The sequence below is a fragment of the Xanthomonas sp. NCPPB 901 genome (assembly GCF_056725085.1).
Map to the genome: position 1 here is coordinate 2,839,115 of NZ_CM161511.1, position 25,875 is coordinate 2,864,989.

The following is a 25,875-nucleotide window of genomic DNA, read 5'->3' on the forward strand; positions in this document are numbered from 1 at the left end:
TGCCGCCTCAGCCGAGGCCCACCGCGCCCAGCGGGATCCCGCCGAGGAACAGCAAGATCAAGGCCAGCATCGCCAGCAGCAGGCCGGCGGCGATGCCGGCCAGGACCCGGCCGCGCCGCAGCGCCCAGCCCAGCGCGGCAGCGATCAATGTCCCCAGCCCGGCAACCGCCAGCACCAGCAGGCCGCCGACGATCCAGGGCTGCATGGCCAGAATGCCGTGGTCGCCGTCGCCGGGCGCGCCGATCGCGCGGGTGAAGGCGAACAGCACCACGCCCAACGCCGCCCAGGCCAGCAGCGACAGCAGCAGCGCGCACAGCCCCCAGGAGCACCGGCCACGCGCGGTCATCGCGGTCATCCCGACGCGGGCGCGGGCACCCGGCAGGATGGCGCATCCAGCCAGGCGCAGCGCGCAGCCCGCAACGGTAGCGCAGGCCTCACGCGAAGCGCGAGAAGCCGTGCTTCTTGGTCACCGCGTCCAGTTCCATCAGCGTTTCCAGCAGCGCTTCCATCTGGTCCAATGGCCACGCGTTGGGGCCGTCGGACAGCGCCTTGGACGGATCCGGATGGGTCTCGGCGAACACACCGGCCACGCCCACGGCCACCGCCGCGCGCGCCAGCACCGGCACGAACTCGCGCTGGCCGCCGGAACTGCTGCCCTGCCCGCCCGGCAACTGCACCGAATGTGTGGCGTCGAACACCACCGGGCATCCGGTCTCGCGCATCACGCTCAGCGAGCGCATGTCGCTGACCAGGTTGTTGTAGCCGAAGCTGGCGCCGCGCTCGCAGACCATGATCTGCTCGTTGCCGGTGGACTTGGCCTTCTCCACCACCGGCTTCATGTCCCACGGCGACAGGAACTGACCCTTCTTGATGTTGACCGGCTTGCCGGCCGCGCACACGTTCTTGATGAAATCGGTCTGCCGCACCAGGAACGCCGGGGTCTGCAGCACGTCCACCACCGCCGCCACCTCGTGCATCGGCGTGTACTCGTGCACGTCGGTCAGCACCGGCACGCCGATCTGCGTCTTCACCGCTTCCAGCACCTTCAGCCCCTCTTCCAGGCCGGGGCCGCGGAAACTGGTGCCGGAGGTGCGGTTGGCCTTGTCGAAGCTGGACTTGAAGATGAAGTTGATGCCCAGCCGGCCGGTGATCTCCTTGAGCCTGCCGGCGACGTCGAGCTGCAGCTGCATCGACTCGATCACGCACGGGCCGGCGATCAGGAACAACGGCTGGTCAAGGCCGACCTCGAATCCACAGAGCTTCATGTCGTCAATTCCTATGTTTGAGCAAATGCACCAGGCCGCCAAGCAGCAGAAGCGGCGTGCCAGTGAGAAAAAGTACGGACGCGGCGCGACGGGCGGCGACCACGGTCACGACGATGTAATAGCCGTCGCCGAGCCCGGGCCGCGCCAACACACCGCCCAACGGCACATACCGCACCAGCACTGCGAGCCAGAACGCCGCCGCGGCCAGCGCCACCAGCAACAGCCCCAGCACGAGCAAGCGCTCGCAGGCAGCGCTGAGCCACGTTGTCGGCGCGGGCATTACGCCCGCGCTTCCTTCAGCAGCTTGCCGCCGGCCTTCTTCTCGCGCGCAGCGCGCACGAAGCCGATGAACAACGGATGGCCGTCGCGCGGCGTGGACAGGAATTCCGGGTGCGCCTGGCAGGCCAGGAACCACGGATGCGTCTCGCGCGGCAGCTCCACCATCTCCACCAGGGTGTCGTCCATCGACTTGGCGGCGATCACCAGGCCGGCGTCCTCGAGCTGGGTGCGGTAGCGGTTGTTGAACTCGTAGCGGTGGCGATGGCGCTCGGCCACCACGTCCTTGCCGTACAGCTCGCGCGCCAGCGTGCCCGGCTTGAGCCGCTGTTCCTGCAGGCCCAGGCGCATGGTGCCGCCGAGATCGGACTTCTCGTCGCGCTTCTCGACATCGCCGCTGGCGGTGCGCCACTCGGTGATCAGGCCGATCACCGGGTACGGCGACTGCCGGTCGTTCTCGGTGCTGTTGGCCGCGTCCAGCCCGGCGACGTGCCGCGCGTAGTCGACCACCGCCGCCTGCATGCCGTAGCAGATGCCGAAGTACGGCACCCCGTGCTGGCGCGCGTAGCGCGAGGTCAGCACCTTGCCTTCGAAGCCGCGGTCGCCGAAACCGCCCGGGACCAGGATGCCGTCCACGTCGGCCAGCGCCGCCATGTCGCTGCCTTCCAGGTCCTGCGCTTCCAGCCACTTCAGGTTGACCTTGGTGCGCTGGCGCAGGCCGCCGTGCTTGAGCGCCTCGCCGACCGACTTGTACGCGTCCTGGTGGTCCACGTACTTGCCGACCACGGCGATGGTGACCTCGTCGAGCGGATGCTTGATCGCGTCGACCACCGCCTCCCACTCCGACAGGTTGGCCGCGCCGACCTTGTCGCGCAGTTTGAACTGGTCGATGACGATCTCGTCCAGGCCCTGCCGGTGCAACTCCAGCGGCATGCCGTAGAGCACGTCGATGTCGGCGGCACTGATCACCGCGCGCTCGGAGACGTTGGTGAACAGCGCGATCTTGCGCCGCTCCGAATCCGGGATCGCCTGTTCCGAACGGCACAGCAGCACGTCCGGCTGGATGCCGATCGAACGCAGTTCCTTGACCGAATGCTGGGTCGGCTTGGTCTTCAGCTCGCCGGCCGCGGCGATGTACGGCACCAGGGTCAGGTGCATGAACATGGCCTTCTCGGCGCCGCGCTCGGTGCGCACCTGGCGGATCGCCTCCAGGAACGGCAGCGATTCGATGTCGCCGACGGTGCCGCCGATCTCCACCAGGGCCACGTCGAAGCCGGCGGTGGCCTCGTCCACGCAGCGGCGGATCTCGTCGGTGATGTGCGGAATGACCTGCACGGTGGCGCCGAGGTAGTCGCCGCGGCGCTCCTTGCGGATCACGTTCTCGTAGATGCGCCCGGTGGTGACCGAATTCTTGCGCGACAGCCGCGTGCGCACGAAGCGCTCGTAGTGGCCCAGGTCCAGGTCGGTCTCGGCGCCGTCGTCGGTGACGTACACCTCGCCGTGCTGGAACGGGCTCATCGTGCCCGGGTCGACGTTGATGTAGGGGTCCAGCTTCATCATCGTGACCGACAGGCCACGTGCTTCGAGAATGGACGCAAGCGAAGCGGCCGCGATGCCCTTGCCAAGCGAGGACACTACGCCGCCGGTAACGAAGATCAGGGGGGTCATGGCTCAAAGGCCTCCCGGAAAGCCATAGTTTAACGGGTGAAGCGGATTTGCCCAAGCGCTTTCGCGCAACAGCCGCCCCACAAAAAAGCGACGCCCCGGGCGACCGGGGCGTCGTGTGCCGGAAAGCGTGCGCAGGCTCAGGGCTTGCGCGCTTCCTCTTCCTCTTCCTTCTTCGGCGCGGCCGCATCCTTGCCGGCCTTGTGCTCGGCGGCCGCGGCGGCGCGGCGCTTGGCCTTGGCGTCGGCCTCGGCCTTTTCCTTGGCGACCTGCGCCTCGTAGGCGGCGGCGCCGGAGGCGGCCGGATCGGCGCTCTGCGCCTGGGCCATCGCGACCGGCACGGCCACCGCGGCGGCGACCAGGGCGGCCAGGGTCAACAGCTTGCGAACGTTCATGGCGGACTCCTTTGAGACGTGCGACGAAGATGTGGGCGACGTCGCGGTTTTTCCAGGGCCAGCGTAGCGCGGCGCCACCGCACCCGCCCTGAACACCGGCGACGTGCAAAAAAGCGCCGCAGACCGCACACTTCCGGATCTGCTTCGCGCCACCTGCTGAGACGCATGAATACCCGCTACAACGCCGCCGACATCGAAGTTCTCTCTGGCCTGGACCCGGTCAAGCGCCGGCCCGGCATGTACACCGACACCGCTCGGCCAAACCACCTGGCGCAGGAAGTCATCGACAACGCCGTGGACGAGGCGCTGGCCGGCCATGCCCGGCACATCGAGGTGACGCTGTACAAGGACGGCAGCTGCGAGGTGTCGGACGACGGCCGCGGCATGCCGGTGGACATCCACCCGGAAGAGAAGATCTCCGGCGTCGAACTGATCCTGACCCGGCTGCACGCCGGCGGCAAGTTCAGCGACCGCAACTACACCTTCAGCGGCGGCCTGCACGGCGTCGGCGTCAGCGTGGTCAATGCGCTGTCCAAGCACGTGGAGCTGTTCATCAAGCGCGAGGGCAACGAGTACCGCATGGCCTTCGCCGATGGCCACGCCGCCTCCAAGCTGGAGATCGTCGGCAGCGTCGGCAAGAAGAACACCGGCACGCGCCTGCGCTTCTGGCCGGACCCGAAGTATTTCGACACGCCGAAGTTCGCGGTGCGCGCGCTGCGCCACCTGCTGCGCGCCAAGGCGGTGCTGTGCCCGGGCCTGACCGTCAAGCTGCACGACGAGGCCACCGGCGAGCAGGACACCTGGTACTTCGAGGACGGCCTGCGCGACTACCTGCGCGGCGAACTGGCCGAACGCGAGCTGCTGCCGGCCGAGCTGTTCGTCGGCAGCCTGAAGAAAGACCGCGAGATCGTCGACTGGGCGGTGGCCTGGGTGGTGGACGGCGAGCTGGTGCAGGAGAGCTACGTCAACCTGATCCCGACCGCGCAGCACGGCACCCACGTCAACGGCCTGCGCAGCGGCCTCACCGACGCGCTGCGCGAGTTCTGCGACTTCCGCAACCTGCTGCCGCGCGGCGTCAAGCTGGCGCCGGAAGACGTGTGGGACCGGGTGGCGTTCGTGCTGTCGCTGAAGATGACCGACCCGCAGTTCAGCGGCCAGACCAAGGAACGCCTGTCCTCGCGCCAGGCCGCCGGCTTCATCGAGGGCGCCGCGCACGACGCCTTCAGCCTATGGCTGAACCAGAACGTGGAAACCGGCACGCGCATCGCGCAGATCGCCATCGACCGCGCCAGTGCGCGGCTGAAGACCGAGAAGCAGATCGTGCGCAAGAAGGTCACCCAGGGCCCGGCGCTGCCGGGCAAGCTGGCCGACTGCATCAGCCAGGACCTCTCGCGCACCGAACTGTTCCTGGTCGAAGGCGACTCGGCCGGCGGCAGCGCCAAGCAGGCCCGCGACAAGGATTTCCAGGCGATCCTGCCGTTGCGCGGCAAGATCCTCAACACCTGGGAAGTGGCCTCCGGCAGCGTGCTGGCCTCGGAGGAAGTGCACAACCTGGCGATCGCGATCGGCTGCGACCCGGGCAAGGAGGAGATCGACGGCCTGCGCTACGGCAAGGTGGTGATCCTGGCCGACGCCGACTCCGACGGCCTGCACATCGCCACCCTGCTGACCGCGCTGTTCCTGCGCCATTTCCCCTCCCTGGTGCGCGCCGGCCACGTGTTCGTGGCGATGCCGCCGCTGTTCCGCGTGGACGTGGGCAAGCAGGTGTTCTACGCGCTGGACGAGGAAGAGAAGCGCTCGCTGCTGGACAAGATCGAGCGCGAGAAGATCAAGGGCCAGGTCAGCGTCACCCGCTTCAAGGGCCTGGGCGAGATGAATCCGCAGCAGCTGCGCGAATCCACCATCCATCCGGACACCCGCCGCCTGGTGCAGCTGACCGTGGACGACGGCGACCAGACCCGCTCGCTGATGGACATGCTGCTGGCCAAGAAGCGTGCCGGCGACCGCAAGCAGTGGCTGGAGACCAAGGGCGACCTGGCGTCGCTGGAGGTCTGAGGCGGCACGCGCGCGCTGACGCTTCCTGTCAGCGCGTGCGTGGCGATGCCGATGCCGCTTCCCCGGCCCGCTCGGCAACAACCGTATCGCGTTTACGCTAGCGGGTTGCGCCTGCTCCCGAGAGCATCGTGCGGGAGCGACTTCAGGGCACCTCTAACAACGCCGGGACACGTCCTGTAGGAGCGGCTTCCGCCTCGACGGGCGCTCCCGGGTAAGCCCGTCGCGGCGGAAGCCGCCATACGAAACAGCCTGATCCGCGGCAAAAGCGGATTATTCGAGGCGCCCTTCCGTCGCGACGCGCAAAGCAGGCAGATGCCCAGGCATCGTGCAGTCGGGACATCGTGCAGTCGGGACTGAAGTCCCTCCCACACCATACCCGCTTGCGCTCGGCACGGCCGGTGGGTGCCGTAGCGCCCTCTTGATTGCATGCACAGCACTGACGGACGCCCAGGCCGTCAGCCGTGCGCGGGCACCGTCGGCACCACGCCCGTGCACGCATGATCCTGCAGCTCCTCCGCACCGACACCATCGCCGGGGAGCGCGGTGGCGGCCAGCAGCACGAAGCCGGGGCGGCCGTCGGCGAAGTCGGCGCCGACCACCGCCAGGGTCTGGTGTGCCATGCGCTGCTGCGGCGGCAAGGCGCGCGCCAGCAGCGCCAGCGGATTCGCATCGAGCGCCTCGCCCTCCACGCGCATGGCCCGATAGGCGTGGCCGTGCAGCGGCTGCGGCAACGGCGCCCAGGCCGGGCCGATCGACGCCTGCATCGCCTGCAGCTGGTCACGCACCTGCGGCGCCAGGCAGTCGATGTGGATGTGCAACTGGTCCTGGGAGCGTGCCGAGGGCGGATTGATCGTCAGGCTGGTCAGGTCGCGCGGCAGCGGCCGGCCCAGCGCTTGCGCGACCCGGGTCCGCGCCTGCCAGGCCAGGCCCAGCCAGTTCGGCGCGCTGGCGGCACGCGCCCGCGGATCCTCGATCCCGCTGACCGGCACGGTCGGGATCAGCAGGTACTGGTAGTCGCCGCGCAGGTCCTTCATCAGGGCATAGCGCTGGCCGGGGTCGGCATGCACCTCGCTGCACGGCGCCGGATCGGCGCCGGCCCGCGCCTGCGGCAGGCAGCGGGTGCTCAGCAACCGCCACAGGCGCTGGCGATCGTGGGCATGCGGATCGTGCGCGGACGGCGCGTCGGCCACCGGCGGCGGCACGCCGGCGCAGCCGGCCAGCAGTGCCGCGAGCGACAGGCACGGCAGCAGGCGGGAACGGAAGATGGGCATGCGGAACGGACTGGACATGGACGAGCCGGCGATTGTAGCCAGCGCCGATGCCTCGCCATCCCGCGGCCGCGCCGCCGGCGACCATGGCTTTGTGCACATCCGCCGCGCCGGCGCCGCGGCCTAGCATGCCGGTCCCCTCTCTGCGAGCGACTGCCCGTGCCGACCTTCCCCTCCGCCCTGCTGGCCGTGCTGCTGGCTGCGATGCCGATGAGCGCGGCGCTGGCCGCCGATGCCGATGCCGATGCGGCGAATGCCGACAAGGGCGACAAGCCCGCCGCCGCCGAACTGGCGCCGCTGCCGGCCGACGCCCAGACCAGCCAATCCACCCAGCTCGATGGCAGGACGCTGCGCTACACGGTCAAGGTCGGCACGCTGCCGGTGAAGGACAAGCAGGGCAAGGTCGTCGCCGACGTCGTCTATACCGCCTACACCATGGACGGCAAGGACCGCCCGGTCACCTTCGCGCTCAATGGCGGCCCCGGCGCGGCGTCGGTGTATCTCAACCTGGGCGCGATCGGGCCGAAGGTGGTGGCGTTCGGCAGCGAGGGCGACAGCGCCTCGGCACCGGCGCAACTGCACGACAACCCCGGCACCTGGCTGGACTTCACCGACCTGGTGTTCATCGACCCGGTCGGCACCGGCTTCAGCCGCTCGCGCGTGGCCGACGAGCAGGCCAAGAAGCTGTTCTACAACCCGCAGGCCGACATCGAGTACCTCTCGCGCACCATCTACGACTGGCTGCTGAAGAACCAGCGCCTGCAATCGCGCAAGTACCTGGTCGGCGAAAGCTACGGCGGCTTCCGCGGCCCGCGCATCACCCATTACCTGCAGACCAAGCTCGGCGTGGCGATGAACGGCGTGGTCCTGGTCTCGCCGTATCTGAACCCGACCCTGGACGACAACGGCGACGTCTCGCCGCTGCCATGGATGCTGACCCTGCCGTCGATCGCCGCCGCGCGCCTGGAGCGCGAGGGCAAGCTGACCCCGGAGGCGATGCGCCAGGTGATCGACTACACCCGCGGCGACTACGTCACCGCGCTGCTGCGCGGGCGCTCGGACCCGGCCGGCACCACCCGCATGATCCAGCAGGTGACCGCGATGACCGGTCTGGACCCGGCCTTCGTGCGCCGCGCCGGCGGCCGCCTGGAGACCCAGGCCTACCTGCGCGAGGTGTTCCGCGACAAGGGCGAACTGGGCAGCCGCTACGACTCCAACGTCACCGCCTTCGACCCCTTCCCCAACGCCCCCGAGCAGCGCGCCAACGACCCGCTGCTGGACAGCATCATCGCCCCCACCACCACCGCGATGGTCGATTTCGTGACCCGCGTGGTCGGCTGGAAGATCGACGCCCGCTACCAGGCGCTGAACTACGACGTGAACCGGCTGTGGGACTGGGACGACGAACTGCGCAAGGGCTCGGTGACGCAACTGCGCCAGGCGGTGGCGATCGACCCGAAGCTGCGCGTACTGATCGTGCACGGCTGGAACGACCTGTCGTGCCCATTCATGGGCTCGGTGCTGACCGTGGACCAGATACCGGTGATGGGCAACGACCCGACCCGCGTGCAGGTCAAGAACTACCCCGGCGGCCACATGTTCTACAACCGCGCCGACAGCCAGCGTGCGTTGCGGCAGGATGTTTTGGCGATGTATCGGGCCAATTGATGGGAATGGGGAATCGGGAGTGGGGAATCGCAGGAGCGACTCCCCGGCATGCGACGCAGTGAGGCGACCTGGTTTGTTCGGAGCGTTGTCGCGATAAGCACGCGGCATCGCCGTGCCTGGGACGCCGGCGCCTTTACGATTCCGATCTCCCCATTCCCAGTTCCCGGCATCCCTCTGCCGACATCGGTCCTCTGAACGAGAGCCGCGGAAGCGGCCCTCGTCACTCTACCAGAAAGGTGAGCCGAGCCAGGCATGCGGCATCGCCATGTCTGGGACGCCAGCGCCTTCACGATTCCCGTTTCCCCATTCCCGATTCCCCGCCCCTCTGAAAGAGGGCCGCGGAAGCGGCGCTCATCGCAGCATCAGAAAGCGAGCCGAGCCAGGCACACGATACCGCCATGCCTGGAACGCCAGCGCCTTTACGATTCCCGTTTCCCCATTCCCAATTCCCCGCCCCTCTGAAAGAGGGCCGCGGAAGCGGCGCTCATCGCACCATCAGAAAGCGAGCCAAGCCAGGCACACGGCATCGCCGTGCCTGGGACGCCAGCGCCTTTACGATTCCCGTTTCCCCATTCCCGATTCCCCGCCCCTCTGAAAGAGGGCCACGGAAGCGGCGCTCATCGCAGCATCAGAAAGCGAGCCGAGCCAGGCACACGGCATCGCCATGCCTGGGACGCCAGCGCCTTTACGACTCCCGTTTCCCCATTCCCGATTCCCCGCCCCTCACACCCAACCAAACACCGCGAACGCCCGGAAAATCAGATACGCCACGCCGGCAGCGGCGGGGATGGTCAGGATCCAGGCCCAGACGATGCGCTCGATGACGCCGAAGCGCAGCGAGCGCGGGTTCTTGGCGAAGCCCACGCCCATGATCGCGGTGGAGATGCTGTGGGTGGTGGACACCGGCATGCCGAAGTGCGCGGCCAGGGTCAGGATCGTCGCCGAGCTGGTCTCGGCGGCGAAGCCGTGGATCGGATGCAGCTTGACCATCTTGTGGCCCAGGGTCTTGATGATCTTCCAGCCGCCGGAGGCGGTGCCGGCGGCCATCACCACCGCGCAGGTCAGCACGATCCAGGTGGCGATGCCCGGCCCCTGATGGGCGTCGGGGTGCAGGAACGCCAGCCACGACGGCAGCTCGTCCAGGGCGCCGGTGCTCTGCGCGCCGATCAGGGTCATGGCGATGATGCCCATGGTCTTCTGCGCGTCGTTGTGGCCGTGCGCGTAGCCCATGTACGCGGCCGAGGCGATCTGCGCCTTGCCGAAGAAGGCGTTGACCCAGCGCGGCCGTGCCAGCCGCCCGAGCGGGCCGCCCAGCTTGGCCAGGCCGGCGATCGCCGCCCACAGCAGCAGCATCACCGCGATGCCGAGCAGGAAGCCGGCGATCGGCGAGGTGACCATCGGCACGAACACCTTCCACAGCAGGCCCTTGTTCTTGGCCCAGTCGCCGACGTTCTGCGACCAGATCAGCGCGCCCCAGTTGTTGTGCGCGGCGGCCAGGCCGGCGCCGCACAGGCCGCCGATCAGCGCGTGCGAGGACGAGGACGGCAGGCCCTTCCACCAGGTGATCAGGTTCCAGACGATGCCGCCGAGCAGCGCGCACAGCACCACCTGCGGGGTCACCGCGACCACCTCGGTATTGAGCAGGCCGGAGGCGATGGTCATCGCCACGGCGGTGCCGGTCAGCGCGCCGACCAGGTTCATCGCCGCCGCCAGCATCACCGCCCAGCCAGGGCTGAGCACCTTGGTGGCGACCACCGTGGCGATCGAGTTGGCGGTGTCGTGGAAGCCGTTGATGAACTCGAACACCAGCGCCGCCAGGATCACGATCAGGACCAGGGTCAGCATCGGCGCGCCTCCACGCACGCGGCGGCGGCGGCGGCGGGCGCGCGCAGGGCGCCACGGCCGCGCAGGCAGCAACTCCGCAGCGCGTCCATCAGGAGTTCTTCAGCACGATCTGGTAGACCACCACGCCGGCCTCGCGGCAGCGGTCGATGGCCTTCTCCAGGATTTCGAAGAACTCCTTGAGCAGGAACATCTGCAGGTTGTCCAGGCGCCCGGAGTAGATGTCGCGGTACAGCTCCAGCATCAGCCGGTCGGCCTCGTTCTCCAGCGAGCGCAGCTTGTCGTTGAGCGCGCTCATCCGGTCCAGGTTCATGTGGCGCAAGTCGTGGACCATCTCCACCACCACCGCCGCGGCCTGCTCCAGCATCGCCGCGCGCGGGGCGAAGTCGATGTGCTCCAGGTGCTGGATCGCCAGCGAGTAGCGGTCGGCGAACTTCTCCACCTGCTTGGGAATCTTGTACAGCGCCGAGCCCAGCGCCTCGATGTCCTCGCGCTCGATGGGCGTCATGAAGCTGTCCACCAGCGCCTGGCCGATCTTGTCGGAGGCCGCGCGCTCGCGCAGGCGCGCCAGCTTGAAGCCGTCCAGCGCCGGCTGCCGGTCGGACTCGCGCATCATCGCGTGCAGGGCCTTGGTGCTGTCGTAGGCGGCCTGCGCCGCCTCGTCGAGCAGGGTGTAGAACTGCTTGCCGGAACCGAAGATGGTCTGCAACGAAAACATGCAACGCGCTTCCCGCCGTCGCGGGAAGGACGGCACTGGGGCGGAATTATGACTGTTTGCTGACACCTGAGGGTAGTCGCGGTGCCGCGGCAGGCCCGGGCGCCGTCGGCGCGGCGTGGACGCGGCCCCGGTCCGGGTTTGCTACCATCGCTGCCGCGCCCTCCGCGGGCGCACCCTATGGACGATCACCCTAGCCCCCCTCCCCCGCGCCGCGACGGCGCCCATGTCCCCGCTTTCCTTGGCGCCAAGGAGCGCGCGCATGCTTGAACTGTTGATCGTGGCAGCCCTGGTGCTGCTGAACGGTTTCTTCGCGATGTCCGAGATGTCGCTGATGACCTCGCGCAAGAGCCGCCTGAAGCAGATGGCGCAGACCAGCACGCGCGCGGCCAAGGCGCTGGCGCTGGCCGAGAACCCCGAGCACTTCCTGTCCACCGTGCAGATCGGCATCACCGCGATCGGCATCCTGACCGGCGTGTTCGGCGGCGAGGCCATCGGCGTGGCGATCGCCGCCAAGCTGCAGGCGCTGTTCCCGGCGCTGGCGGCCAATTTCACCCTGTTCGGCGATCCGCAGCCGTGGTCGGCGCTGATCGGCAAGACCCTGGCGATCGTGCTGATCACCTTCCTGACGCTGATCTTCGGCGAACTGGTGCCCAAACGCCTGGCGCTGACCCGCTCGGAGGTCATCGCCGGCTTCGTCGCCATCCCCATGGGCTGGCTGGCCAGGATCGCCGCGCCGTTCGTGTGGGTGCTGTCGCGCTCGACCCGGCTGGTGCTGCGCCTGCTCGGCCTGGGCAAGCAGGAATCGGCCTCGGTGACCGAAGAGGAGATCCGCATGCTGGTGGCCGAGAGCCACGAGGCCGGCGTGATCGACGTGCACGAGCGCGACATGATGAACCGGGTCATGCGCCTGGGCGACCGCACCGCCGACAGCCTGATGACCCCGCGCAACCGCATCGCCTGGCTCGACGCCAACGCCGAGCCGCAGCGCAACCTGCAGGTGATGCGCGAACACGAGTTCTCGCGCTACCCGGTGTACCGCGGCAGCGACCAGGACATCGCCGGCGTGCTGGAGGTGAAATCGCTGGTCACGCGCATGGACGGCGATGCCACCCAGCTCTTCCAGAACCTGCGCGACACCCTGTTCGTGTCCGAGTCCACCCACGCGATGAAGCTGCTGGAGATCTTCCGCGAGGAGCAGCAGTCGATGGCACTGGTGGTGGACGAGTACGGTGAGATCCAGGGCCTGGTGACGATCAGCGACCTGATGGGCGCGGTGGTCGGGCGCCTGCAGTCGGCCGACACCGCCGACGAGGACGCGCTGGTGGTGACCCGCGCCGACGGCTCGCTGCTGATCGACGGTTCGCTGGCCATCGAGGACCTGCGCGAACTGCTGGGCGGCGCCGAGCTGCCCAGCGCCGAGGAAGGCGACTACAACACCCTGGCCGGCCTGTGCATCTACTACTTCGGGCGCATCCCGCACGCCGGCGAGTTCTTCGACTGGGCCGGCTGGCGCATCGAGATCGTCGACCTGGACGGCGCGCGCGTGGACAAGCTGCTGCTGCGCAAGCTGCAGGACGAGAACAGCGATGACATCACCGGGTAAGGCGCCCGGCGACGAGGACCAGGACCGGGGCCACGGCTACAGCGCCGAGGGCATCCGCACCCTGCTCGACACCTTCGTCCTCGGCGACCCCGAGGAACACCTGCGGCTGCGGCTGATCCTCGCCGACCTGCAACAGAGCGCGTTCGGCGTGTTCCTGTTCGTGGCGATCCTGCCCGCGTTCCTGCCGGTGCCGGGCCTGGCCGGCGGCATCAGCGGGCCGCTGGTGACGCTGATCGGCGTGCAGATGCTGATCGGCCTGCGCAAGCCGTGGCTGCCGCGCTTCATCGGCGAACGCGGGCCGCGCCGCCGCACCATGCAGCGCTTCGTCGGCCGCATCGCGCCGTGGCTGCGGCGCCTGGACCGGCTGCTCAAGCCGCGCCTGCCGATGCTGGTCGACAGCCTGCCGGCGCGTGCGTTCAGCGGCCTGCTGCTGATCGTGCTGGGGATCCTGCTGTCGCTGCCGATCCCGTTCACCAACTACGCCTTCGGCGCGATGCTGCTGCTGTTCGCGCTGGCCTTGCTGGAGCGCGACGGCGGGCTGATGCTGCTGTCGTGGCTGGGCAGCGTCGCCGTGGCGCTGAGCCTGGGATTGGCCTCGGACCAGGTGGTGGACCTGGGCCGGGAATGGATGCAGAAGCTGCGCTGATCGCCGCGCGGCAGCGCAGCGTTCCGCTGCCGGCTCACTTCACCAGGGACAGCTCCGCCTCGCTGGCGAACACGTTGCGCATGTGCGACGGGCGCGGCGACGCGCCCTGGCTTGCCCGTTCCGTCGCCTGGCCGCGCACGCGCTCCAGACATTTGCTCAGCTGTTGCAAGGCCGCTTCCAGTCCACATTCGTGCACCGGTGCCGTCGTCGAAGGCTGTGCGTTCATTGCCGATCCCCTGTTTGCGTCGTTGATACGCCCATGTGCTGGGCCGAACGCCACGCTCAATGCGCGTCGCGAGACGATCACATACCCGCCAAAATCAAAACATCGTGAAAGCACGTCACAGCGTGATGCGCATCAACGTAAATGTGGCGATTGCCACCTGCGCGCGTCTGCGCTCGTAGACACACGCGCACGCCTGCGCATCACGCCGCGGCGGCGACCTGCGTCCAGGCCGCGGCCGCGAGTTCGAACGAGCGCAAGCGCGCCGCGTGATCGTGGATGTTCGCGGTCAGCAGCAGCTCGTCCGGACGGTGCCGCGCGACGAAGTCGGACAGCCCGCGTGCGACCGTCTCGGCATCGCCGAGCACCGTGCAGGCCAGCGCCCGCTCCACGCCCAGCTTCTCGTGCGGCGCCCAGAACGCCTCGATGTCGTCGATCGGCGGCGGGATCAGCCCGGGGCGGCCACGACGCAGGTTGACGAAGCTCTGCTGCTGGGTGGTGAACAGGCGTCGCGCCTCGGCGGTGGACGCGGCGGCGACCACGTTCAAGGCCAGCACCGCGTACGGCGCCTGCAGCCGCGCCGAGGCGCGGAACTCGCGGCGATACACCGCCAGCGCCTCGTCCATCGCATCCGGGGCGAAATGCGAGGCGAAGGCGAACGGCAGGCCCATCGCCGCGGCCAGACGCGCGCTGAACAGGCTGGAGCCGAGCAGCCACACCGGCACCTCGATGCCGGCGCCGGGCACGGCGCGCACCAGTTGCCCGTCCACCGCCGGCTCGAAATAGCGCAGCAGTTCGGCGACGTCCTGCGGGAACTGGTCGGCACTGTCGAAGTAGCGCCGCAACGCGCGCGCGGTGGCCTGATCGGTGCCGGGCGCGCGGCCCAGGCCCAGGTCGATGCGCCCGGGATACAACGAGGCCAGGGTGCCGAACTGCTCGGCGACCTGCAGCGGCGCATGGTTGGGCAGCATGATGCCGCCGGCGCCGACGCGGATGCGCTTGGTGCCGCCGGCCACATGCCCGATCAGCACCGCGGTGGCGGCGCTGGCGATGCCGGGCATGTTGTGATGCTCGGCCAGCCAGTAGCGGTGGTAGCCCCAGCGTTCGGCGTGCTGGGCCAGGTCCAGCATGTTGGCGAAGGCGGCGGTGGCGTCGCTGCCTTCGCAGACCGGAGCGAGGTCGAGGATGGAGATCGGCATCATGGCGAAACGGGTTCCTGCAGGCGATGCCGTCGATGTGGGGGCGCGCGGCGTCGATTGCAGGGCGCGCGGCCGGAACGCTGATTTGCGCTGGGCGTGGTGCGCGGTGGGAGGGCTGGGGAGGACGGTTGGCTGGCTGTCGGACCCTCACCCCACCCCCTCTCCCGGGGGGGAGAGGGGCTTTGGCCTTTCCCTTCTCCCCTCGGGAGAAGGTGCCCCGCAGGGGCGGATGAGGGTACGGGCGAAGCCTCGTATCGTCAGATCGGCGCGAGCGCTGCGCGCTCCGTACCCTCACCCCAACCCCTCTCCCGGGGGGAGAGGGGCTTTGGCGTCTCCCTTCTCCCCTCGGGAGAAGGTGCCCCGCAGGGGCGGATGAGGGTACGGGCGAAGCCTCGTATCGTCAGATCGGCGCGAGCGCTGCGCGACCGTACCCTCACCCCAACCCCTCTGCCGGGGGAGAGGGGCTTTGGCCTGCTGCTACCACGCCAGTTGCACGGAACCCTGGCTACGCTGACGCCCCCCTGCCCTTGCCTGGTCACCCCCATGTCGCTGATTCCGCCGCCCGCCCCCGTTCCCGCCCTGCCGTTGCGCGACCGCGTGGTACTGGTCACCGGCGGTGCCCAGGGCATCGGCCGCGGCGTGGTGCAAGCGGTGCTGGGCGCTGGTGGGCGGGTCGCCTTCTGCGATCTCGACGCCGACGCCGGACGCGCCTGCGTGGCCGAACTCGACGCCGGCGAGCGCCTGCTGTTCCGCCGCGTCGACGTGGCCGCCGAGGCCAGCGTGCGCCGCTTCGTCGATGCCGCACTGGCCCGGTTCGGCCGCATCGACGGGCTGGTCAACAACGCCGGCATCGCCGATCCGCATACAGGACCGCTGGAACGGCTGTCGCTGCGCGAATGGAACCAGCGGCTGGGGGCGAGCCTGGGCGGCGCCTTCCTGTGCAGCAAGCACGCGCTGCCGGCACTGCGCGACAGCCCCGGCGGCGGCGCCATCGTCAACATCGCCTCCAGCCGCGCGCAGCAGTCCGAAGCGGATACCGAGGCCTACGCCGCGTCCAAGGGCGGGCTGGTGGCGTTCACCCATGCACTGGCGATCAGCGCCGGTCCGGACGTGCGGGTCAACTGCATCAGCCCGGGCTGGATCGCCACCGACGCCTGGCGCAAGCCGACCGCGCGGCGCGCCCCCAAACTGTCGCGGCAGGACCATGCGCAGCACCCGGCCGGGCGGGTCGGCACGCCGCCGGACATCGGTGCGCTGGCGGTCTATCTGCTGTCGGCGCAGGCCGGCTTCATTACCGGCCAGGACTTCGTGGTCGACGGCGGGATGACGCGCAAGATGCAATACGCCTGACGGCGTGGGGATTGGGGAATCGGGAATGGGGAGTCGTTGGAGCGGCTGGTGCCTCACCTGACGGGCCGAGTGCACCATCTGGCAGCAAACCGCCTTTGCCAATCCCCAATCCCGACTCCCGAATCCCCGCCGCAGCAATCAATCGCTGGCCGACGCCACGACGTCCACCAGCGGCCGCAGCTGCGGATCCAGCGCCACCCGTTCGTCGAAAACGAAGCAGCGGCCGTCGTAGCCCTCGCCGCCCACTTCCTCGAAGTAGCCGAGGATGCCGCCGTCCAGCTGCAGCACGTTGTCCATGCCGTCGGCGCGCATCCACAGCGCCGCCTTTTCGCAGCGGATGCCGCCGGTGCAGAAGCTGACCACGGTGGCGTCGGCCAGCGCCGCGCGATGCGGGGCCAGCGCCTCCGGCAGCTCGGTGAACTTGACGATCGGCAGGGTCAACGCGCCGGCGAAGGTGCCATGGACCACTTCCTGCGCATTGCGCGTGTCCAGCAGCACCACGCGCTTGCCCGCGTCGTCGTGGCCCTGGCGCAGCCAGCGCCGCAGCGTGGCCGGCGCCACCGCCGGCGCGCGCGCCGCCGCCAGCGGCGAGGCGGCGTCGCGGCGGAAGCTGATGATCTCCGGCTTGACCTTGACCTTCAGCCGCGCGAACGGCTGCTGTGCGCTGGGGCTGGTCTTGACGCGCAGATCGGCGAAACGCGGATCGGCGCGCAGTTGCGCGTAGAAACCGTCGATCGCCGCCGGCGCGCCGGCCAGGAACAGGTTGATGCCCTCGCCCGCCACCAGGATGGTGCCGCGCAGCTCGCCGTCCTGCGCCCAGGCGTGCAATTGCGCGGCGAGCGCGTCGGGATCGGCGATGGCGACGAAGTGGTAGGCGGCGGTGTTGGCGATCATCGGCCCATTTTAAAGCTTGCGACCTATGACCGCTGCAGGGATACCGATCGCCCCTTGCGCGCACGGGTGCGTCGGGGCGGCGTGTTGATGCCTCGCCCCAAGCACCAGCGCCGTCGCTGCTAACCGCGCAGCAGCAGGAACGGCAGCAGCACCAGCGAGGCCACCAGCAGCATGCCCAGCAGCGTCGCCAGCACGAACAGCGGGCGCTGCCGCAGCAGGCTGGCGAAGGTCTCGGCGCTGCCGTCGCGCAGCGCCGCGGCGCGCTCGGCGCGGGCGCGTTCGCCGCGCCTGGCCTGGTACTCGGCCAGCAACGCCTTGGCCCGCGGCTGCTCAGCGTCCTCGCGCAACCAGATGCCGCCGGCGGAGATGCCGAAGGTGCCGGCGCGGGTTTCGTAGTAGCCGATGCCGGCGGCGTCGAGCAGCGCGCAGACCTCGGCGCGTTCGTCGTCGGGCACGTGGCGCAGATTGAGCAGCAGTTTGGCCATGCGCCGATGATAGCCGCTGCGGCGATGCGCTACCCTTGCACGCCCTGCCCGCCGTGGACCTCCCGCATGCGCCGAATCCTGCTGCTGTTGAGCCTGTCGTTGCCGGCCTGGCTGCTCGGCGGCTGCACGCCGCCGGGGCCGCCGCCCGGCGGCAGCATCGCCGCGTTCCAGGCCACCGACGAGCGCGTCGGCGACGGCGCGGAGGCCCGTCCCGGCAGCCGCGTCACCGTGCACTACACCGGCTGGCTGTACGACGAGCACGCCAAGGACAAGCGCGGCGAGAAGTTCGATGCCTCCGCCGACCACGGCCAGCCCTTCAGCTTCGTACTCGGCGCCGGCCAGGTGATCCGCGGCTGGGACGAGGGCGTGGCCGGCATGCGCGTGGGCGGCAAGCGCCTGCTGATGCTGCCGTCGGACTACGGCTACGGCGCCAGCGGCGCCGGCGGGGTGATCCCGCCGGGCGCGTCACTGGTGTTCGAGGTCGAACTGCTCGATGTCCAGCCGCGTTGAGCCGCACCCGCCGATGTCCGCCAGCAAGCACGCCGCGCCGCTGCGCGGCCGCCTCGCCATCGTCGGCGGCGGCCCGGCCGGGCTGATCGCCGCCGAGACCGCACGCGCCGCCGGCGCCGAGGTCGATGTGTACGAGGCCAAGGGCTCGGTCGGACGCAAGTTCCTGATCGCCGGCAAGGGCGGCCTCAACCTGACCCACTCCGATCCGTTCGAGCGCTTCGTCGCGCGCTACCGCGAGCGCGCGACGGCGGTCGGCGACTGGCTGGCCGACTTCGATGCCGACGCGCTGCGCGCCTGGGCGCAGGCGCAGGGCGTGGAGACCTACGTCGGCAGTTCCGGGCGGGTGTTCCCGCTGGACCGCAAGGCGGCGCCGCTGCTGCGCGGCTGGGTGCGGCGGCTGAAGGACGCCGGCGTGCGCTTCCACGTGCAGCAGCGCTGGCTGGGCTGGGACGCGGACGGCGCGCTGCGCTTCGCCGGCGCCGACGGCGAGCAGCGCGTGCAGGCCGAGGCCTGCGTGCTGGCGCTGGGCGGCGGCAGTTGGCCGCAGCTCGGCTCCGACGGTGCCTGGCAGGACACGCTGCGCGCGCGCGGCGTGGACCTGGCGCCGCTGCAGCCGGCCAACTGCGGCTTCGACGTGGACTGGAGCGTGCATTTCCGCGAACGCCACGCCGGCGCGCCGCTGAAGCCGGTGGTCGCGCACTGGCACGATGCGCAGGGCCGCGCGCAGTCGCTGCAGGGCGAATGCGTGGTCGGCGAGCACGGTATCGAGGGCAGCCTGATCTATGCGCTGGCCGCGGACCTGCGCGAGGCCATCGCCGCCCACGGACCGACCACGCTGTGGCTGGACCTGGCCCCCGGCCGGGACCTGTCGCGGTTGCAGGCCGAGCTGGGCAAGCCGCGCGGCGGCCGCAGCTTCGGCGAGCACCTGCGCCGCCAGGCCGGCATCGACGGGGTCAAGGCGGCGCTGCTGTTCGAAATCCTCGGCAAGCAGGCCGGCCAGGACCCGGCGCAGGCCGCGGCCACGCTCAAGCGCCTGCCGCTGACGCTGTTGCGCCCGCGCCCGCTGGCCGAGGCGATCAGCAGCGCCGGCGGCGTGCGCCTGGAGGCGCTGGATGCGCAGCTGATGCTGCGGGCGCTGCCCGGCACCTTCTGCGCCGGCGAAATGCTCGACTGGGAAGCGCCGACCGGCGGCTACCTGCTCACCGCGTGCTTCGCCAGCGGCGTGCGCGCCGGGCGCGGCGCGGTGGCCTGGCTGCAGCGCGCCACCGCCTGAGCAACGCCGGCGCGGCGGTTGGCCGGAACGGCCAGTGACCTTCGGGCCTGTCGACGCTGTGGCCGCAGGTCGTATCCCTGCAGGGCCGTGGCGACCGCGGCTGGCTCGCGGTGCGCAGCGCATCTCCCGCCTGGCGCGACGCATGCGTCCATCGATCCGCTTCCTCGCGCTCGGCATCGCCGCCAGCGCCCTCGCCGCCACTGCCGCGCCAGGTTCCGGCCAGACGAGGCGGCAGGTGGAGCACGGCCTGTTGCCGGCCGTCGTCGCCCAGGACCAGGCCGGCGCACGGCTGACGCTGCGCGAACAGATGCACGCGCTGCACGTGCCGGGCGGCGCTTCGTCGGCAACTTCGCCATCGCCGAGCTGGGCACGTTCCAGATCCGCGAAGCGCAGGGGCGCCTGCTGGTGGAGCTGCGCAAGGACCAGGCGTACCCGCTGATTCCCGCGTCGGAACATGCGTTCTTCCTGAGCGCGCAGGACATCGTCATCGGCTTCGATACGCCCGGCGATGCCGACCAGGGCACGCTCGACGCCGGCGACGCGCACTTCGCGTTCCGCCGCGTCGCCGCGGACGCCACGCGGTAGCCGCGGCGCGGCACGTCGGCGTCGGGCGCCGTCGCCGCAGGCACGGACATCGGGATGGCGTCAGCGGACCGCGCTCAAAGCGTGGCGATCTGCACCCGCGCCTGCGGATCGCGCTTGGCCACGTACATCGCCTCGTCGGCGCGCTGGGTGAGCAGGACCGGATCGAAGCCGGGCCCGGCCTGCACGGCGATGCCGATGCTCGGCTGCAGCGGCAGCGGCCGGCCGCTGACCACGCAGCCCTCCGCGCACGCGTCCATGATCCGCGCCGCGGCGGCCAGCACTTCGCGCCTGGCGTCGGCCAGCCCTTCCAGCAGGACCACGAACTCGTCGCCGCCCAGCCGGGCAATGCTGTCCTGCCCGCGCAGGCAGCCCTGCAGCAAGCGCGCGAAATGCACCAGCAGCGCATCGCCGACGTGATGGCCGAAGCGGTCGTTGACGCTCTTGAAGTCGTTCAGATCCAGGAACATCACCGCCACCTGACCCTGGCCGCGGCGCTCGTTCATGCGCCGCCGCAGCGTCTGGTTCCAGGCCATCCGGTTCGGCAGCCCGGTCAGTTCGTCGCGCAGTGCGCGCTCCTCCAGCAACCGCGCCAGCCGGGTCTGCCCGGTGATGTCGCTGATCATCAGGTGCAGGCCGACCCGCTGCGGCGCCAGCGCCACGTCCGGGATCAGGCTGAAGTGCATGATCCGCAAGGTGTCGGCGGCATCGCACAGCTCGGCGTCGAACTGCGCCGGCATGCCCTGCAGCGCCGACGACAGGTGCGGTTGCAGCAGGGCCAACTGCTGCGGATCCAGCACCTCGTGCAGACGACGGCCGACGATGCGCTCCGGCGCCAGCGCGAACCATTCCGCGTACGGCCGGTTGACGAACTGGTAGCGCAGGTCGCGGTCGAGGTAGGCGATCAGCGCCGGCGCGTTGTCGGCGATGGTGCGCAGCTGCGCCTCGCTGTCGCGCAGGCGATGTTCGGCCAGGTGCTGCTCGGTGATGTCCTGGATGTGGGTGACGAAATGCAACGGGCGGCGCTGTTCGTCGCGCACCAGCGAGACCGACAGGCGCGCACGCACGCTGCTGCCGTCGCGGTGGCGGTAGCGCTTTTCGATGCGGTACTCGTTGGCGCGATCGGCGATCAACGCCGCCACCAGTTCCATATCCTCGGCCGGATCGTCCGGGTGGGTGATGTCCTGGAAACGCAGCGCCAGCAGCTCCGCACGGCTGTAGCCCAGCATCGCGCACAAGGCGTCGTTGACGTCCAGCCAGCGCCCCTCCAGCGACACCAGCGCCATGCCGTGCGCGGCCGCCGAGAAGGCGCCGGAGAAGCGCTGCCCGGCCAGCAGCGCCGCGTGCGACGCCGCCCGTTCGGCGCTGACGTCGCGCATCACGCAGACCGCGCCCAGGCCACGCGCATCGCCGCCGTACAACCGCTCCGCGTTGCACAGCACGCTGCGCGACGGTTGTCCCTTGGCGGCGATCACGATTTCCGCATCGCGCACCGATTCCCCGCGCCAGGCGCGCACCAGCGGCACCTCGTCGCTGGTCAGCAGGCGCTGGCCGCTGGCATCGAACAGGTCGAAGTACTGCGGCCATTGCGCCGGCGGCAAGGCGCGCGGATCGGCGCCGTGCCACTGTCGCGCGACCTGGTTGAATTCGCCCAGCGTGCCGTCGGCCAGGCACGAGACCACGCCGTCGGGCATGGTTTCCAGCAACAGGCTCAGGGTCTTGGCCTGGTCGTGGGCGATGCGCGCGTCGCGGCGCGCCTCCAGATGCGCGGTGACCTGCCTGGCCAGCCGCTGCAGGCCCTCGCGCTGGCGCGCGTCCAGTTGCCGCGGGTGCAGGTCGATCACGCACAGGGTGCCGTAGATGTGGCCCCGGTCGCCGAGCAACGGCATGCCGGCATAGAAGCGGATGTGCGGCGCGCCGAGCACCAGCGGGTTGCGGGCGAAGCGCGGGTCCATGGTCGCGTCGGTCACTTCCAGCAGCTGCGGCGACAGCAGCGCGTGGGCGCAGAACGCCAGCTCGCGCGGATAGGTGGTGTTGTCGGCCGGCAGGCCGCAACTGGCCTTGAGCCATTGCCGGCGTTCGTCGATCAGCGAGACCGCTGCGATCGGCGCCTCGCACAGTTGGCTGGTCAGCCAGATCAGGTCGTCGAAGACCGCCTCCGGCGCGGTGTCCAGCATCCCCAGTTGCGCCAGCGCGCGAAGCCGTTCGGCCTCGTCGTCGGGCAACGGCGCGGGAAGGACGTCGGGGACCGAGGGCTGGTTCATGCGCAGGACGCTGAGGAGGAACCGGCACGATAACGGGCGGCGGCAGCGATGGCGAGCATGCGCCGCGGATGCGGCAGCGCAAAAAAGCCGCGGCCGCCGCATCGGCGCAATGTTGTGGGATACCGACCTCAGCGTGGCGCCGTCGCGCCGGGCTTCTCCATGAACACGCAGTCCAGGGCGATCCCGCTGGGATGGGGATAGCGCCCCTCGCGCACCACCGCATAGCCCTGCGCTCGGTAGAACGGCACCGCATTGAGCGCCGCCGCCACATGGATGCGCGGGCAGGCGTCCAGGCGCTGCTCCAGCGCCTGCAGCAGGCGCCGGCCGAGGCCGCCACCGCGCAGCGCCGGGTCGACGAACAGGCCGTCGATCTCGGCACCCGCCAGGTCGGCGATGCCGAACCCGAGCACGCGACCGGCGGCATCCTCAGCGACGAGGGCGCCGCCGGCAGCGACCAGGGCACGGTACCCGGCCGGCGCCGGCGCCGCCGACCAGCGCGCGATCACCTCCGGCGGGTAATGGCTGCTGCAGACCTCGCGCACGCAGCGGGTGCGCAACGCCCACAGCGTCGGAATGTCCTCGTGCAGCCCAGGCCGCAACCGCACCGGCAGCGCCGTGTCGCTCATTCCGATTTGCTGTCGCGCAGGCGCCGGATCCGCTCCGGCGGCTGGAACGAATCGCTGCGCGCATCGCCCCAGTAGTCGTGGAAGACCGCGTGGTCGGGCACCGTGCGCAGCAGCTCGCCCGGCTCCAGGTAGCGGTACAGCGAGGCCAGCGAGCGGATCTCCACCTGCGAGATGCGGCGCAGGATGTGTTCCGGCCCCAGTTGCGAAGGATGCGTCAGCCCGGCGGCGCTGAGCAGTTCGCGCAGCGCCTTGAGCGTGTTGGCGTGGTAGTGCGCGACCCGGGTGGCCTTGTCGGTGGGGTCCAGATGCTGCCAGCGGCGACGGTCCTGGGTGGCGATGCCGGTGGGGCAGCGGTCGCTGTGGCAGCTCAGCGACTGGATGCAGCCCAGCGCGAACATGAAGCCGCGCGCGGCGTTGCACCAGTCTGCGCCCAGCGCCAGGGTGCGGGCGATGTCGAAGGCGCTGGTGATCTTGCCGGCGGCGCCGAGCTTGATGCGCTCGCGGATGTCCAGCCCGACCAGGGTGTTGTGCACCAACAACAAGGCCTCGTGCATCGGCACGCCAACGTGGTCGATGAATTCCGCCGGCGCCGCGCCGGTGCCGCCCTCGGCGCCGTCGACGACGATGAAATCCGGGTACAGGCCGCTTTCCTGCATCGCCTTGGCGATGGCGAACCACTCCCAGGGGTGGCCGATCGCCAGCTTGAAGCCGGTGGGCTTGCCGCCGGACAGTTCGCGCAGCCGGGCCACGAACTGCAGCAGTTCTAGCGGCGTGGAGAACGCCGAATGCCGCGACGGCGACACGCAGTCGCGGCCCATGGCCACGCCACGGGTGGCGGCGATCTCGGCGCTGACCTTGGCCGCCGGCAGCACCCCACCGTGGCCCGGCTTGGCGCCCTGCGAGAGCTTGATCTCGATCATCTTGACCTGCTCCAGCGTGGCGTTGGCGACGAAGCGCTGCGGGTCGAAGCGCCCGTCCTCGTCGCGGCAGCCGAAGTAGCCCGAGCCGATCTCCCACACCAAGTCGCCGCCGCACTCGCGGTGGTAGGGCGAGATCGAGCCCTCGCCGGTGTCGTGGTAGAAGCCGCCCTGGCGCGCGCCGGCGTTGAGCGCGCGGATGGCGTTGGCCGACAGCGCGCCGAAGCTCATCGCCGAGATGTTGAACACGCTGGCCGCGTACGGCTGCGCGCAGTCCGCGCCGATGGTGACCCGGAAATCGTGGTCGGCGATCTCGCTGGTGGCCAGCGAATGGTTGATCCATTCGTAATCCGGCGCGTAGGTGCTGCGCTGGGTGCCGAACGGCACCACGTCCATCACGTTCTTGGCGCGCTGGTAGACCAGGGCGCGCTGCTGCCGCGAAAACGGCGCTTCTTCGATGTCGCTCTGCAGGAAGTACTGGCGCATCTCCGGGCCGACCGATTCCAGGCCGTAGCGGAAATGCGCCAGGATCGGATAGTTGCGGCGCAGGGTGCTGTGGGTCTGCAGCAGGTCCACGGTGCCCAGTCCCGCCAGGATCGCGAAGGCCGCCACGGCCCAGCCCCACAGCGGCCAGATCGCGCACAGGGCGATGGACAGCGCCAGCAGCACGCAACTGGCGATATAGGCTAGGTAACGGTGCATCGCGTTCCTCGCAGGAGTCGGAATCCGGCGAGTGTAGAGGGTGTCGCGGGTCGGGCGCGGCAGTGGCGGCGAGGTCCGCTCCGCCCGGGTACAGCTTGCCGATGCTCGCCTCCCGCGCCACACCGCCGCGCGAACGGCCAGCCGCTCCCGGCGGCGTGCCTAGAGGCGGTCGTCCACCGCCGCGCGCGGCCACACCGACTTGACGTCGTAGACCACCAGACCGGGCTTGCCGAGCGCGCGGATCTGCGCCGCGTCCAGGTCGCGGTAGGCCGCGTGCGCCACCGCCAGCACCACCGCGTCGTAGCGGCCGGGTACCGGTTCCGGCGACAGGTCGACGCCGTGCGCCTGCGCCGCCTGCGGATCGGCCCACGGATCGCAGGCATCGACGCGGGCGCCGGCGGCGGCCAGTGCCTGCACCAGTTCCAGCGCGCGGCTGTTGCGCAGGTCCGGGCAGTTCTCCTTGAAGGTGACGCCGAGCACCAGCACCGCGGCCTCGGCCATCGCCACACCCTTGCCGGCCAGCAGCGCCTGCACCCGCGCGGCGACGTGGGCGCCGACCCGGTTGTTGACCTGGCGCGCGGTGTGGATCAGGTCCGGGTGGTAGCCCACGCTCTCGGACTTGTGCAGCAGGTAGTACGGATCCACGCCGATGCAGTGGCCGCCGACCAAGCCCGGCCGGAACGGCAGGAAGTTCCACTTGGTGCCGGCGGCGTCCAGCACGTCCTGGGTGTCGATGCCGAGCCGGTCGAAGATCAATGCCAGCTCGTTGACCAGGGCGATGTTGACGTCGCGCTGGATGTTCTCCACCACCTTGGCCGCCTCGGCAACGCGGATCGACGGTGCGCGCCAGGTGCCGGCGGCGATGATGCCGGCGTACAGCGCGTCCACCGCGTCGGCGGCGGCCGGGTTCGAGCCGGAGGTGATCTTGCGGATGTCGGCCAGGCGCCGCTGGCGGTCGCCGGGGTTGACCCGCTCCGGGCTGTAGCCGCAATGGAAATCGACGTCGCAGCGCAATCCCGAGCCCTGCTCCAGCAGCGGCACGCACACCTCTTCGGTGGTGCCCGGATAGACGGTGGACTCGTAGATCACCAGGTCGCCGCGCTTGAGCACGCCGGCCAGCAGTTCGCTGGCCTGGCGCAGCGGCTGCAGGTCCGGCTGTTCGTGCGCATCGATCGGGGTCGGCACGGTGACGATGTACACGTTGCGGTCGCGCAGCGCCGCCGCGTCGTCGCTGTAGCGCAGGTGCACGCCGGCGCGCAGCTCCTCGGCCTCCAGTTCCAGGGTCTGGTCGTGCCCGGCGCGCAGTTGCGCCACGCGCTGCGCGTCGATGTCGTAGCCGAGCGTGTCGTGGCGGGCGCCGAACGCCACCGCCAGCGGCAAGCCGACGTAGCCCAGGCCGATCACGGCGATGCGCGGCGGCGCGGAATCGAGCACAGGGGCAACGGGCAT

The 25,875-nt window shown here is 70.2% G+C and carries 24 protein-coding genes; 8 read left to right on the top strand and 16 right to left on the bottom strand.

Going from position 1 to position 25,875, the window contains the following annotated elements; translation table 11 throughout:
* Positions 1 to 7: 7 nt before the first annotated feature.
* The 5 genes from AC1PME_RS11880 to AC1PME_RS11900 all read right to left on the bottom strand — a co-directional run bounded on the left by AC1PME_RS11880 (position 8) and on the right by AC1PME_RS11900 (position 3,601).
* Complete coding sequence (locus AC1PME_RS11880) at positions 8 to 346, bottom strand: hypothetical protein (RefSeq protein WP_481095983.1); 339 nt, start codon at positions 344 to 346, stop codon at positions 8 to 10.
* Positions 347 to 434: 88 nt separating this feature from the next.
* The gene (gene kdsA, locus AC1PME_RS11885; RefSeq protein WP_307550844.1) at positions 435 to 1,265 is read right to left on the bottom strand and encodes a 3-deoxy-8-phosphooctulonate synthase; all 831 of its coding nucleotides are present in this window, start codon (positions 1,263 to 1,265) and stop codon (positions 435 to 437) included.
* A gap of 4 nt (positions 1,266 to 1,269) precedes the next feature.
* Positions 1,270 to 1,545: a hypothetical protein gene (locus AC1PME_RS11890; protein WP_481095984.1), complete on the bottom strand. Its 276-nt coding sequence runs from the start codon at positions 1,543 to 1,545 to the stop codon at positions 1,270 to 1,272.
* A complete protein-coding gene (locus tag AC1PME_RS11895) occupies positions 1,545 to 3,209 on the bottom strand; it encodes a CTP synthase (RefSeq protein ID WP_307550847.1) in 1,665 nt (554 codons plus the stop codon). Before AC1PME_RS11895 ends, AC1PME_RS11890 begins: the two co-directional genes overlap by 1 nt.
* 137 nt (positions 3,210 to 3,346) lie before the next feature.
* On the bottom strand, positions 3,347 to 3,601 hold the full coding sequence (locus tag AC1PME_RS11900; protein ID WP_010343426.1) for a hypothetical protein: 255 nt from the start codon (positions 3,599 to 3,601) through the stop codon (positions 3,347 to 3,349).
* A 165-nt stretch (positions 3,602 to 3,766) separates the two neighbouring features.
* Between AC1PME_RS11900 and parE the strand changes: the two genes are divergently transcribed.
* The gene (parE, locus tag AC1PME_RS11905; RefSeq protein ID WP_254458223.1) at positions 3,767 to 5,656 is read left to right on the top strand and encodes a DNA topoisomerase IV subunit B; all 1,890 of its coding nucleotides are present in this window, start codon (positions 3,767 to 3,769) and stop codon (positions 5,654 to 5,656) included.
* A 455-nt stretch (positions 5,657 to 6,111) separates the two neighbouring features.
* Here the strand turns inward: parE and AC1PME_RS11910 are convergent, their stop codons facing one another.
* Entirely contained in the window at positions 6,112 to 6,945 is an 834-nt protein-coding gene (locus AC1PME_RS11910) for a CDP-diacylglycerol diphosphatase (protein WP_481095985.1), read from the bottom strand.
* A 183-nt stretch (positions 6,946 to 7,128) separates the two neighbouring features.
* On the opposite strand from AC1PME_RS11910, the gene AC1PME_RS11915 reads away from it, so the two are divergent.
* Positions 7,129 to 8,592 (top strand): S10 family peptidase, encoded by a 1,464-nt coding sequence (locus AC1PME_RS11915; protein ID WP_481098106.1) that lies wholly within the window; start codon positions 7,129 to 7,131, stop codon positions 8,590 to 8,592.
* Positions 8,593 to 9,315: 723 nt separating this feature from the next.
* On the opposite strand, the gene AC1PME_RS11920 is transcribed toward AC1PME_RS11915, so the two are convergent.
* Both AC1PME_RS11920 and AC1PME_RS11925 read right to left on the bottom strand, forming a co-directional pair.
* The gene (locus tag AC1PME_RS11920; RefSeq protein ID WP_254458226.1) at positions 9,316 to 10,437 is read right to left on the bottom strand and encodes an inorganic phosphate transporter; all 1,122 of its coding nucleotides are present in this window, start codon (positions 10,435 to 10,437) and stop codon (positions 9,316 to 9,318) included.
* An 88-nt stretch (positions 10,438 to 10,525) separates the two neighbouring features.
* The gene (locus AC1PME_RS11925; RefSeq protein ID WP_295923392.1) at positions 10,526 to 11,152 is read right to left on the bottom strand and encodes a DUF47 domain-containing protein; all 627 of its coding nucleotides are present in this window, start codon (positions 11,150 to 11,152) and stop codon (positions 10,526 to 10,528) included.
* A 259-nt stretch (positions 11,153 to 11,411) separates the two neighbouring features.
* Between AC1PME_RS11925 and AC1PME_RS11930 the strand changes: the two genes are divergently transcribed.
* A complete protein-coding gene (locus AC1PME_RS11930; RefSeq protein ID WP_254458227.1) occupies positions 11,412 to 12,755 on the top strand; it encodes a hemolysin family protein in 1,344 nt (447 codons plus the stop codon).
* Positions 12,739 to 13,401, top strand: a complete 663-nt coding sequence (locus tag AC1PME_RS11935; RefSeq protein ID WP_481095986.1) for an exopolysaccharide biosynthesis protein — start codon at positions 12,739 to 12,741, stop codon at positions 13,399 to 13,401. The genes AC1PME_RS11930 and AC1PME_RS11935 overlap by 17 nt, the downstream gene beginning before the upstream one ends.
* A 34-nt stretch (positions 13,402 to 13,435) precedes the next feature.
* Here AC1PME_RS11935 and AC1PME_RS11940 read toward each other — a convergent pair whose 3' ends face one another.
* Both AC1PME_RS11940 and AC1PME_RS11945 read right to left on the bottom strand, forming a co-directional pair.
* Positions 13,436 to 13,627 (bottom strand): hypothetical protein, encoded by a 192-nt coding sequence (locus AC1PME_RS11940; protein ID WP_254458229.1) that lies wholly within the window; start codon positions 13,625 to 13,627, stop codon positions 13,436 to 13,438.
* 200 nt (positions 13,628 to 13,827) lie between these two features.
* A complete protein-coding gene (locus AC1PME_RS11945; protein ID WP_254458230.1) occupies positions 13,828 to 14,826 on the bottom strand; it encodes an LLM class flavin-dependent oxidoreductase in 999 nt (332 codons plus the stop codon).
* A gap of 540 nt (positions 14,827 to 15,366) precedes the next feature.
* Here AC1PME_RS11945 and AC1PME_RS11950 point away from each other — a divergent pair.
* Positions 15,367 to 16,173: an SDR family oxidoreductase gene (locus AC1PME_RS11950; protein WP_481095987.1), complete on the top strand. Its 807-nt coding sequence runs from the start codon at positions 15,367 to 15,369 to the stop codon at positions 16,171 to 16,173.
* Between the two features lie 138 nt (positions 16,174 to 16,311).
* Here AC1PME_RS11950 and AC1PME_RS11955 read toward each other — a convergent pair whose 3' ends face one another.
* Both AC1PME_RS11955 and AC1PME_RS11960 read right to left on the bottom strand, forming a co-directional pair.
* Entirely contained in the window at positions 16,312 to 17,067 is a 756-nt protein-coding gene (locus AC1PME_RS11955) for a sulfurtransferase (protein WP_254458232.1), read from the bottom strand.
* A 119-nt stretch (positions 17,068 to 17,186) separates the two neighbouring features.
* On the bottom strand, positions 17,187 to 17,552 hold the full coding sequence (locus tag AC1PME_RS11960; RefSeq protein WP_254458233.1) for a DUF6164 family protein: 366 nt from the start codon (positions 17,550 to 17,552) through the stop codon (positions 17,187 to 17,189).
* A 66-nt stretch (positions 17,553 to 17,618) separates the two neighbouring features.
* On the opposite strand from AC1PME_RS11960, the gene AC1PME_RS11965 reads away from it, so the two are divergent.
* The 3 genes from AC1PME_RS11965 to AC1PME_RS11975 all read left to right on the top strand — a co-directional run bounded on the left by AC1PME_RS11965 (position 17,619) and on the right by AC1PME_RS11975 (position 19,920).
* Positions 17,619 to 18,062 carry an FKBP-type peptidyl-prolyl cis-trans isomerase gene (locus tag AC1PME_RS11965; RefSeq protein ID WP_481095988.1) on the top strand — a complete coding sequence of 148 codons (444 nt, stop codon included), beginning with the start codon at positions 17,619 to 17,621 and terminating at the stop codon, positions 18,060 to 18,062.
* Positions 18,063 to 18,075: 13 nt separating this feature from the next.
* A complete protein-coding gene (locus AC1PME_RS11970) occupies positions 18,076 to 19,335 on the top strand; it encodes a TIGR03862 family flavoprotein (protein WP_481095989.1) in 1,260 nt (419 codons plus the stop codon).
* 405 nt (positions 19,336 to 19,740) lie between these two features.
* On the top strand, positions 19,741 to 19,920 hold the full coding sequence (locus AC1PME_RS11975) for a hypothetical protein (protein ID WP_307550866.1): 180 nt from the start codon (positions 19,741 to 19,743) through the stop codon (positions 19,918 to 19,920).
* 74 nt (positions 19,921 to 19,994) lie between these two features.
* On the opposite strand, the gene AC1PME_RS11980 is transcribed toward AC1PME_RS11975, so the two are convergent.
* The 4 genes from AC1PME_RS11980 to AC1PME_RS11995 form a co-directional block, all read right to left on the bottom strand.
* Positions 19,995 to 22,181, bottom strand: a complete 2,187-nt coding sequence (locus tag AC1PME_RS11980; RefSeq protein ID WP_302329794.1) for a diguanylate cyclase domain-containing protein — start codon at positions 22,179 to 22,181, stop codon at positions 19,995 to 19,997.
* Between the two features lie 128 nt (positions 22,182 to 22,309).
* Entirely contained in the window at positions 22,310 to 22,786 is a 477-nt protein-coding gene (locus tag AC1PME_RS11985) for a GNAT family N-acetyltransferase (RefSeq protein WP_481098107.1), read from the bottom strand.
* Between the two features lie 17 nt (positions 22,787 to 22,803).
* A complete protein-coding gene (locus AC1PME_RS11990; RefSeq protein WP_254458238.1) occupies positions 22,804 to 24,426 on the bottom strand; it encodes an FMN-binding glutamate synthase family protein in 1,623 nt (540 codons plus the stop codon).
* A 159-nt stretch (positions 24,427 to 24,585) separates the two neighbouring features.
* Complete coding sequence (locus tag AC1PME_RS11995) at positions 24,586 to 25,875, bottom strand: nucleotide sugar dehydrogenase (protein WP_254458239.1); 1,290 nt, start codon at positions 25,873 to 25,875, stop codon at positions 24,586 to 24,588.